Here is an 11,794-nt window from a genome sequence, read left to right on the forward strand (position 1 = left end):
TTTTACTCTGATATTTTTAGATTGGGAAAAGTATAGCGGAGATTACTGCAATGTGTTTTCACATTCTTGCTAAAGCCTTATCTATAATTGTGAAGAGGATTGAGGAGAAATCTATGCAGCAAGCCATTATTGGTTTTCATTTGGATGATCAGCAAGATTGGGTGGCGAAGCTTGCTTGTGGTCATGCACAACATGTACGACATAATCCACCGTGGCAAAACCGCCCTTGGGTAATGACAGCAGCAGGACGGCAAGAAAAATTAGGGATGATGTTGCAATGTAAAAAGTGTGAGGAGCAGAAAATTTCTGCTCATTTATAAATTCTGTTAAGTTAAGATTTATTTCTAGTGAAATTAGGAATGTATGAGCTTAAATAAATTCTCCTAAATGCTTCTTCTTTTAGCCCTCGTAATACCTGACGAATATATACGTCTTCTTGTAATCCCAATTCTTTAGCGACTGTTTGAAGTAAAGATTTTCTATTATAAAAAGCTAACAGCCTTCTATAATTATTTTCTTGAATGATCTGATTAAAAATACTCTCAATATCTGAATATTTTTCTTGAACATCCAATGTACTAATACTATTTAAAATTTCATCCAACTGATCAATATTTTTAGCCATTTTTAAGTTTAGTGTCTGCAATGAGAAAGATATTTCTGATCTAACTCTATCCATAACCTGTGTCGATAACTCACCTTTCAGTCTATTAAATAATTTGGCTTGAATTTGCTCTACTGATTGATCCAACCCCAATAGTTCACATACCTTCGTAATCGCTTCAGGGACAATAAACATGTTTTCAATTTCAGCAACTTTTAACGTATAAATCCGATCTTCTTCATATGCTTGAATTTCATGCTCTAACCTTCTATCTCTATCCACAATCCCATAAATATCTAATCCATTTAATTGTGGAATATTTTTAATCGATTTAACGGTTTGAATTACTTGAGTACAAGAACCTAGAGGCTTAATTAAATGATCAGGAAACAATAGTGTAAATAGTTGATAGTCAAAGCTTCCTTTTGTCCCTTCTGTAAATAAAATAGGCTGACGCGAGCCAACTATTTCATAAATTAAATCTTTAGGTAAATCTTCAAGATTCTCGAGAATTTCCCAATCCCATTGCATTCCATCAAAAGACTTCATCCAAATCACATCTGAATTATGATTTGATGCAAAATCAATATCATGAGTTAAATAGATAAAATTACAATCAGCTCTTTCTTGCTCCAAAATTTTCCATAAACGATTTTGCAAAGATTTATGAATGTGTAGTTCAGGTTCATCAATTACGATAAAACTATTTTCAGGTACACAAAGACTTTGACCAATTAAATAAAAAATTACTCGCTCACCATCACTCATTTCTTGAGAATTATATTTTTCATCACTTTCCCTTATTTTAGCTTTAATTGTTTGCCCCTCTATGAGCAACTCTTTTAAAGGTAACAAAAGTTCCCAAATCTCTTTGAGACGATCCAATTTTGTCTTAGGCGGTTGTTGTAATTGTTGAATAGAATCCTTTCTATATTTAACACTAACGTCTATTTCTATGGAAAATAAATAATCAACCAAGGATTGGAAATCATTTACCATCCCACTATTCGTATTATGACGATACTTATAAATTTTTTTATAATAATCAAAATTTCCTAAAATACTCTTTACATCTATCCGTCCGCCATCTCCATATCCGACTTTAAAGCCCAACTCAGCTATCTCTATAGGTTTTAAATCTGCAAATTCTGGAAAAGTTAATGACTTATGTGCTGAAATCCGATGAGTTGAATTCTTATACTCTGAATAGTTCTCGATATGAGAACCTAATCTAGTTTTTCCAGAACCATTTGCCCCTAAAACAATGAGACTATTAAATTCTGTTTGAATATAACTTAACCCTGTTTGAGTATATTTTTTTGGTAAATTAATTTGCATATATAAATTTTTCTAAAATTATATTTTTATTATAAATAAAAAAGGGAGCTATCAGCTCCCCAATTTAAAAAATCTTTGTAAATAATAAGATACCATATTTCACACAGTAAGCTTCCATTTTCGCTAAAGCTTATTTAGCGCTTTTCGCATCTAAAAAGCCCCCTTATATAAAAATAAATATCCCACGATAAAAAGAAAAATATATTTGATATATTAAATTTAAGCCACTTCATCTTTATGGTTCTCTTAAAGTATTTTTGCTGGCAAATAAGTTTTCATCAAACTTGAATCTAAAACGCACATAGGCGCCTTGAAGCGTGGTGTCACTCTCTACCAAATCATCATCTTTGTAGCCAGAGAAATTATAGCCACCAGAAACCCATAAATTTGCAGCCACCAAATAACCCACTTCAGCACCCAACAAAATGCGTTGCCCCGAACTCATATTAGACCACAATGCGCCAGTATGCACACCAGCATCCCATCGTTCATTAATGTCATACATGGCACGCGCACTCAACATATGGGTCATGCCGCTAGACTCTAATCCAGAGAATGTGGTGTTGACATTTTTTACCGCATATTGCCCCGAAACAGTGAAATCCTGCGTTGGATGGTAATTCAAATGGTTGGAGAAAATATAAACATGCTTTAAGTAAGACTTGCTTAAATCTGTTTGATTATTGTCATAACGGTATTCAACTTTCGCCAACGAATCAAAACGGTTGCGTTCAGTATCGCGGTATGCCAAACCAAGCTGGAAGCGATCAACCAAACGGTCTCCGCTATTTTGGCTCTTACTGTCCGTTTGGCTAACAACATTTTTTGCCAATAAGGTCACATCATCCGAGTATTTATAAGCAAGCCCTAAATTATTCAACAGCGTATCCGCTTGGTCTGCCCAGCGCGCTTCAATACGCGCAACAGCTTTCCAGTTCGGATTTTTCAAATATTCCACCCCTAAGGATGCTGCGGTGCTGTCTGAACTCCGGTTGTTGGCATTGGACAATGCTTTGGTTTGCTCAAAACTGGTGTTGGCATAAAAGCCTTTTTCAATTTCCCAGCGATTGCGCAAACCAATGGCAGCTTCAGCTTCGCGCGCACTGATGCCATCACGCACACGATATTCACTAAATGCAGTGCCATTGTTATTATATTTACTGTCAACACCAAAAACAGTGACATTACGGCGCTGACTGCTATTTAAATCATACAAGCCATTAATACTTGAGACCAGCTCATGACGGCCATATGCTCTTAATTTGGTATTAATCTGATAATTTGCGCCCAAAGCGAAAACACGACGATCTGCTTCCGATATATCCTGCTCGTATTCAGCAAAGACATTAGAACCTTGCCAAGGCAGCTGACCCGTCAATTTTGTCCGAACCGACGTGCCATGATAAGGGGCTATTTGCGTGGTATTCAACGTCGCTGGATCAGCCGATTCATCATAATATTTTAAGCCAAGCTCTACCGCCACGATGCGGTTAATCGCCCGTTCAATGCTTGCCGAAACCCCTTGATTCACACCGCTTAACTGATCTTCGGTACGGATCGCTTCTAATTTGGCTAAACCAATTTTATTTAACTGAATACGCCCTTTAATGCCACTTTCTTTACGGCCAGCAGTAATAGATGCCGCTGTGTTGTAGAATCCGCTATCCGCTTGGTTATGATAAAGCTTCATCTCCAAGTCTTTATAAGCATAATTTAATTCAATCCGCCCCGCATTGCCTGATAATTTTCCAGGCGCATCGGGTTTAGCATTAATCTGCGTTAAGCGATCAAGGCCATCATTCACACTTTCTGAACGGGCAAATTCAGCAATGAATTTAGCTTTATCATTGGCAAATTTAACCACCGTATTCACACTGGCAAGTTGATCTTGAGCAAGTGGGTTATCGCTATTGACATAAGCGGCTCCTACTTTAACCTGCTCAGTTATTTTCATTGAACCCGATACACCGCCAACCGTGTATTCTTCACCGCCTTGGTCAGACTCCACGGTAATGCGTAAGTAAACTGGATTCAGATCTGCATCAACACTTGGTACAGGATCTTTTAAATAAATACTGTTACTAAAAGAATCCACTTCATAATCGGTAAAACGGGTTAATGTCGTGCGCGTAATGATGAGCCCAGGATTGTTGCGGTCACGGGTAACCACTTCGACTTTTTCACTATTGTCACGAATGTCTTGCGCATTTACGCTGCCCAAACCATAAGGGCCAGAAATACCCATCGCGCGTTGTTCATTCACAACCTGCTGGGTATTGGTATTGGCTGCAAATGCAGTCACTTTGTATTTATCTGTTTCTATGGCACCACGGACACCGGTTAAAGAACGGTTATATTGCCCTAAAGATAACCCTTCATCATTTTCAGTACGGGTCACATAATCGCCATACATCACATATGAACGACCTTTATCCACACGCACATACAATTTGCTGGTCGATTGCGCATCAAAACCTTTGGCCGCTGAATCGCCATAAACTGGATAATATTCATCTGGACGAATATCACGGAACAGTCGCTGATTTTTATCCTTGTCAGAATCATAAGCCAGCGTGAGTAAATACTCTCCTTTGACCCGCCCTTTTAAGAATAATGCTGCCCGTCCAGTGGTACTGCGTTGACCATTACGAGAAGAAGAAATTTCACTGAGTTCTTCTTCAAAACCGTCATTTGAATTGATGCTGCTCAATTGTTTCGGATCAAACTTTTTAAAATTAATTGAGCCTTCAAGCATACCGACAGCAATGATTGGTCGTAAATCAGGCAAGAAACGTACAGGAGTGCTGGCATGGAAAATGCCGCTCTCAACCGATAAAGTTCCCTCGCCAGCTTCAATCGGCGCTTGAATCGGCACAACCAATGTACCGCCTTCAACAAAGACCTGAATACCGGGCTGTTTCGGATCTAAGTCTAATAAGTCAATTTTACCGATTGAACTATCTAAGGTCATTGGGGTGCGGCTTGAAACCAAAGTGCCATGACGATCCACAATTTTCAAAGCCACATTAAAACGGTCATAACCATTGGCTTGTGCTGCGGCCTTGCTTGGTTCAAGCTGTAACTTATCTAATTGGTCAGGCGCAACCACTTCAATGCGTTTTGTGTCGCGGGTATTGCCCATCATGTCCACTTGACGGACTTCAATCGCATTGCGACCTGCCTGAAGATCGACCCCAATAAAATCGAGACCTGAAACCTGCAAACTCGGTAAAACGGCACGTTTACCGATACGTTTTTCTGGCACTTGCTCGCCATTGACCCACAGCTGTAGCTGCGTACCAGCAGCGCCTTTTACCTGAATAGAAGTCTGAGGATAAGCCAAAACCTGCCCATCTTTTAAATTTAAAATTTCTAATTGATTATTGGCAGCGCTTTCTAAAGCAGTTTCCAAATTAATCATTTTCAGCGCGCTCATCAATTCTGCGGGTGAACCATTCGGGATAACTAAAGCTTCAGAGAGAGGTAAGGCAACTGAAGGTCTTATCCCTGATTTATCCGGTTCAAACTGAACTTGTTTTAATTCTTTAATCTGCTCTTTAGAAAAATCAAGATTACAGTTTGCTTGAACACCTTGTGCAGAAATACAACCACTGGCTGGCTGGCCGCGTACATCCGTCACTTTAGAGAAAATCGGATCGAGGGTTAAATCTGAACGCAGCACTTGCTCCAAATTGGTATTATCTTGTTCAATCTGTTTTTTCCGATCAAGTATCCGCTGCATCAAAGGTTGTGAGCATTGCGAAGTATCATCGGTAATGGCAAAATCCGCCCGATGCAGCTCACCACGTTTTAAATCAACAAAACGGCTATTGGGATCACCCGCTTGACGGTTGCTGATCAAGACCAATTCAGAAGCAAGCGGCAAACTGGTACGGTCAACTTTTAAAACGTGGGTTTTGGCACTGATGCCATAAAAATCATATTTACCTTCACTGTCGGTAATCACATAACTACCGTCTTCAAGATAAATCCGCACCCCTGGCACGCCAATCTCACCCGGATCCTGTATCCCATTGCGGTTACAGTCAGTGAACACCTTGCCGACAATGAAGCCATCCGAAATCATGGCGCCTGGTATGACTTCAACTTTTGCCAAGGCTTCATTGGACTCAATACCTTGAGCATCTTTAGCACGCACACGGTTAATACCATCGCCATTGAGCGCATTTGGCCCAATATAAACGCGGTATTCAACTTTAACTTCTTTATTGGGTGTGAGTGTGCCTAATCCAAGTTTTAAATAAGGTCCTTTACCGCCAACAGGATCATCCACTTTGGTTTCGTCTACGCGCATAGAACCTTGCACGTAAATAAAACCTCTTGGTAAAGTATCGGTAATGGCAACATCGGTTGAATCTACAGTTCCGCGATTTACAACCTTGACAGTATATTCTTCGAATTCGCCAATTTCTGCGGTTTTGTTTGAAGCAGTTTTTTGAACAAATAACGATGAACTGATATTTGCTACTTTAGGATCAATCGGAATATCAATATTCAGTGCGGGGTCACCATTATTTAAGGTGAACTGTCCTGCATATGACCATTTAAGATCAACCGCTTTATCTGCTGAAAAGCTTGGATATACAGATGTATCACTTTTAAAGGTATAGCGAGAATTTCCCGGAATCGTGCTGGTATCCACCACGAAACTATAAGTACCCGCTTCAACAAATGGATAAACAAATTCACCTGCATCATTTGTAACTTGTGTCGCTGGAATAGAAACCTTATTCCCAGTTTGAGGGTCAATTGCAAAGGCAATATTATTCCCAATTGGCTGACCACTTTGATCTAAAAGCGTCACTGTTGCCCCAGCAACAGGCTTGCCTGTTTTGGCATCAAATACCGTACCATACGGATCTATCAATACGTTGGTACTAATATCGGTAATTGTGCCTGTGGATTTCCCTTGAGCATCCAAACAATCGGTTAGACGAATATCAACTTGGTCGCGCTTAAGCGTTTGCAGCACAGCGTCATATGAAATGCCTTTGTCTGAAAATGTAGTCGGCAAGGTATACTGGAATACACCGGTATTGACCCCTGTTTCCACGCCAATCACTTCTTCAATATCGCCAGTTTTGGTTGACTTAATCCGAATTTTGACCCGATCTGAACTATAGCGGTCTGCATTGCAGCTGGCATTCTTCGCTTCAATATAAAGCGGCTTATTTACACTACCAGTGGCTAAAATATTTTTAAAGTCACCAGAGTTATTGCTAATATTTGCTGAACCACCCACGACAGTAGAAGCGGTATTGGACAAAACCGTTTTTTGGCTATCCGTCACCGCATAAGACACTTGATAGGTATTATTCACCGTTGTTTTTGCAATATTACGGTTCATGCTGACCACAAGATCAATCTGCTCTGTGGTATTGGCATCAATTTGCGGAAATCCAACCACCAACTGATTGATTTGATTTATATCATTCGGACTAACGGTACTGTAACGATCATTTGCAAGCTTATACAAAATTTTAGCTTGAGCATTTTTAGCCTGTGCCGATTTAAACGTGGTATTTACAGGCAGTTCATCGACCAACAGCACCATTTTCTGTAGTTGACCATCCACCATAACATCCGTAGGCTTCGCTGCTTTTTGACCTTGGTTGCTAATGTTTAAAGTATAGTTCAAGTCATAATTTGCTACAGCAGAGGGTTCAAACGTCTTTTGTAATACTTCTTTTGTGGCCACTAATTTTGCGCCATAACTCACAGCACTATTGGTCGCTGCAGCTGTCGCATTCTGATCTTCACCCACTACGGCCTTGATCGGCAAGTTAAATTGCTGCGCTTCGATTAAATTTGCACTGGCTGTGGCAACAACCCACAAATTAACGCTCTGCCCCACTTGTAATGGTACAGTCGTTATTAATTGCTGGTCATTGGCATCGAATTGACCATTTTTATTGCTATCTATATAAATTTTAATATTACTGAGTTGATTTATTGTTAGTGCTTCTAGCTGAACATTTACTGAAGCATTACTATTGTTTGACAGTGTATTCGCCCAAACCACACGAACACTCGGTTCAATATCCTGTACAGGTGGTGACGTTAACGCAATTGCATATAATGCTGAGACACTGACTTCCACAGCATTGGAAACTGACTGTTGTTGTATACCATTTGGTGCGATATAGGTTGCATAAGCAATATTCTGAATAGTGCTTCCGACTTCAGGCATATTCGCTGCATGACCGTACTGCGCTGACAATATCGATATTGCCAACGTGGATAACATGAAACTCATGTTCTGACATACTTGAAATTGCTTCCGTCGCTGCACAGCGCTCTACCCTTTAACTAAATAGTCTAAATAAAAACAAATTTTAAAATTATGTGATGTGAGCACCTGCATTTAGCAAATGCTCACATGCTTAATCAATTCATAATTAACGATCAAAGATCATCAAATGAATCTTAATTATTAACTTTAATGACAAACTCTAATACTGCACTTGTATTTGGCACTAAAGGTGTTTTTTCAGCAGCAACTGTACCTGTTGAACCATCTGTTAAAGCAGTCGTTGATGTACTTAATGATGCATTAGTTGCTAAAGGAGACGCGTTTGCAATTACTTTTAACGTAGTATAAGCAGGTGTCGCATCGCTAATCACCACATTCGTCACATCAGCATTACCTTCATTAGTCGCTGTAATTTTATACTTCACACAATCACCTGGTTTAGCAGAGACCGTATTTTGTGTATAAGCACCCGTAGCAGCACCACTAGAACAATTCGCTAGAGATTGTTCTTTTACCAAACGCACTTGACCATTCGTCACCGTGGTTAAATCAGTATTCACGAGTGCAACAACTGACTGATTGCCCACCGGTGTAGGTAAGATGGTAAATACAACTGAACTTGGTGTTCCAGCAGTCGCATTTGTTGGCGCTTGAACTTTAATCAGTAAGTTAACAGCAGTGCTACGCGCAATACTGCCAGTTAATGCTGCAAGATCATTGCCTGTGACTAACTCATTTGCATCCGCAATACCATCGTTATTTAAGTCAACAAATAAGCTTGTTACCCAACCATTTGCAGCCTGATCATTCGTAATCGTATATGGCAAACTACCAGCAGTAGCACCTTCAACAATGTTACCGTTGTTGGTCAAAGTATGCTTGTAGACTACCGTACCCCCAGGAGCAATTTGACCCGTGCGATCATTTTGCAAGCTAAGTACGCGATTTGTTTCTACAGTGACACGATCAGACATTACATCAGTCAGACCAGTTGCAGGAGATGCAACTTTGAAGATCACTTCTTGGTCACCTGCTGGAGCACTTGCAGGAGATGTGACAACAGCAACAAAATTAACTGTGCCAGCAGCGGGAATATTACCCGTATTGGTGATTGCAGCACCTGTTGGATTACCAGAACCATCTGCTAGGTAATATTGAACTGTCCAGCCTGTAGGCAATGCTGGTGCTGTAGATAAATTAAAGTTATCTCCAGTTGCACCTTTGTTTTCTATCGTTAATGGGAAATTAACGGCTACGCCTGGCTTAGCTGATTTAGTTTCAACGTATTGCCCAGTATCTTGACCCGATGCACCTGAAACAGAACCTACAGCACTATTCGTTGCATCGCCATTATGTAAATCCACTGTAGAAGCGGTTACTTTATCAATGCTTAAAGTTATGGTATCTGTCGCGGTCGGATTCGTAACAGGAACCGAGGTTAAAATGGTATTGATTGCGGATGCCGTAGAATACCCAGATGGTAACGTAATCTTAGCAACAACTTGGTATACCGCATTGCTTGCTACTGGCCCAGTATCAACAATACCATCACCACTGGTATCGGTTAATGGTGTTACACCATCAGCTTTGAACAGCTCAACAATACTGCCTGACGGTAAAGCAGCTTTATTCACAGTAATGTTAAAACTTTCAGTAACATTACCCGTATTATGGATAACAATTGGCTCTACACCAGAACCCATTCCACCAAAGATAACTGGCGTACCTTGAGTAGTAGACTTAGTAATGATGTCATCCACAGGAGTTGTTGCTGTTGGCGTTACACCATCGGCAAAGGCATCAGTAGTACTATCATTGATGGTCCCTTTTTTAACGCTTAACACTGTAATATCATTCGGGTTAGACGGTGTTTTACCTTCTGTGCCAGGACCATCTGGATCGACTTCTGCGGTGTTGGTAATAGTACCTGCAGGCGTATTTAGATCGACTCTAACTTTGAATTTTAAAACACCACCACTGTTGGCAACAACAGTAGGAACAACTAATTTAACAATACCAGATGTGTAATCATATCCATCTGCATCAGCGGTACCATCATTCAATGCAGAACCATTTACAGTTGCTGAACCAGCAACATAAGTTAAACCAGCAGGAAGTACGTCAGTAATGGTAACGTCAGTTGCCGTAGTGTTACCTGTATTTTGATATGCTAAGCTATATTCAACTTCACGCGCTGTCGTACTTGCTTGAGTTGCATCTACATTTTTTACACTTGCAGATTTAACCAAGCTAATGACCGCACCATTGGTAATTTTAACGGTATCAACGTTTTTAGCAGTGATGCTTGTATCGAAACCACTGATTGCAGAAACAGTCAACTTACCAAGATCACCAGCTGTCACATTAGTACTAGCCGTTGTTGCTTGTACAATTAAGTTCACCGACTCACCAGCAGCTAAAGCGACACTAGTAACAGGCGTTTGACTGTCTGGAATACCATCTTTGTTGGCATCTAGATAAACATTTAAACCAGTAAAGTCATAGTTATCTCCAGTACTATCACGTGTATCGTTATTCACAACACCCACGTTAAAGATATCACTACCATTACCTGTATTGGTTAAGGTATGAGATAAAGACACTTGACCATTGGCATTTGCAGTTTTGGTCTGGTCAGACACCAAAGTAAAGCTGGCCACTTGTAAAACAGTGGTTGTTACTACGTTTGACGTAACAGTTTTAGAGTTACCTGTACTGTCGGTATAACTTGCAGATGCAATGTTACTGATATTTGTACCCGCAGTTGGTGCCGCAGCATTCGCTGCAGGAACAAATGCAGCACCACCAGCAACCAAGGCAATAGATGCTGCGAGTTGCGTGAACTTTAAACGTTGTGTTTGATTGGACATTTGGAACTTACCCCGATTGAATATTCAATGTCGATTTGTTTAGTTTTTGGTTTTGTCGCTATTAATACGTGTTTGAGCCGAAACCGTGACAGATTTTCCTGCTGGAAGCTCTGCAATGGTCCAACGTAATGCACGATAATCCTTAAGCGGAACATTCACCATTTGGTTACCCTCTTTGCGCTTTAAAGGCATCGGGGCAAAATTAATACCGTCTGTACTTGCTTGCGCATTGTCTGGCTGTGACTTGGCCAAAAATTGGGTTTCTACTGGTATAGGTAAAGTCGCTGCAAGATTTTTAATTTTTCCAGCCGTGTTATTGGTATACGTTGCACGATACTCAATCACATCATTCGGCTTAACTTTGGTAACTAACTTAGCTGTCGGTTTTCCATCTGCACTTGCACTCACCAGATAAGTTTTTAATTCTACTGAGACAGGGTCTTTTGAAACTTTAGTTTCAGCACTTGCATTCACAGCTAAAAGTAAAGCTGCCACTGCAAGTAGACCTGTTTTCCATTGACTTTTTAAATACATATTTCTTGCTCCAAAACGCACGATCCCATTTTTTGAACTGCAGCTTCGACTTTTTCGATACACTATTCAAATAAACGCCAGATAATTACAAAAATACATCATTTCGATACGCTTTTGTTGATAAATATCACACTTTTTTACGTTAAATACGAATTGATTCAAGCAAAGCAACTT

5 protein-coding genes are annotated in these 11,794 nt (G+C 40.1%); 1 reads left to right on the plus strand and 4 read right to left on the minus strand.

Going from position 1 to position 11,794, the window contains the following annotated elements; translation table 11 throughout:
• Nucleotides 1-113 precede the first annotated feature (113 nt).
• Nucleotides 114-320 carry a DUF3565 domain-containing protein gene (locus tag B9T30_RS05080; RefSeq protein WP_086184055.1) on the plus strand — a complete coding sequence of 69 codons (207 nt, stop codon included), beginning with the start codon at nt 114-116 and terminating at the stop codon, nt 318-320.
• A gap of 11 nt (nt 321-331) precedes the next feature.
• Here the strand turns inward: B9T30_RS05080 and B9T30_RS05085 are convergent, their stop codons facing one another.
• The 4 genes from B9T30_RS05085 to B9T30_RS05100 all read right to left on the minus strand — a co-directional run bounded on the left by B9T30_RS05085 (nt 332) and on the right by B9T30_RS05100 (nt 11,620).
• Nucleotides 332-1,942: a DUF4435 domain-containing protein gene (locus tag B9T30_RS05085; protein ID WP_086184056.1), complete on the minus strand. Its 1,611-nt coding sequence runs from the start codon at nt 1,940-1,942 to the stop codon at nt 332-334.
• Nucleotides 1,943-2,177: 235 nt separating this feature from the next.
• Nucleotides 2,178-8,210 (minus strand): SdrD B-like domain-containing protein, encoded by a 6,033-nt coding sequence (locus tag B9T30_RS05090; RefSeq protein WP_227518941.1) that lies wholly within the window; start codon nt 8,208-8,210, stop codon nt 2,178-2,180.
• A gap of 179 nt (nt 8,211-8,389) precedes the next feature.
• Nucleotides 8,390-11,086 carry a beta strand repeat-containing protein gene (locus B9T30_RS05095; RefSeq protein ID WP_086184058.1) on the minus strand — a complete coding sequence of 899 codons (2,697 nt, stop codon included), beginning with the start codon at nt 11,084-11,086 and terminating at the stop codon, nt 8,390-8,392.
• Between the two features lie 39 nt (nt 11,087-11,125).
• Nucleotides 11,126-11,620, minus strand: coding sequence for a hypothetical protein (locus tag B9T30_RS05100; RefSeq protein WP_086184059.1), 495 nt, complete (start codon nt 11,618-11,620; stop codon nt 11,126-11,128).
• Nucleotides 11,621-11,794 lie beyond the last annotated feature (174 nt).

Source organism: Acinetobacter sp. ANC 4973, from assembly GCF_002135275.1.
In the GTDB taxonomy this organism is placed as follows: Bacteria; Pseudomonadota; Gammaproteobacteria; order Pseudomonadales; family Moraxellaceae; genus Acinetobacter; species Acinetobacter kyonggiensis.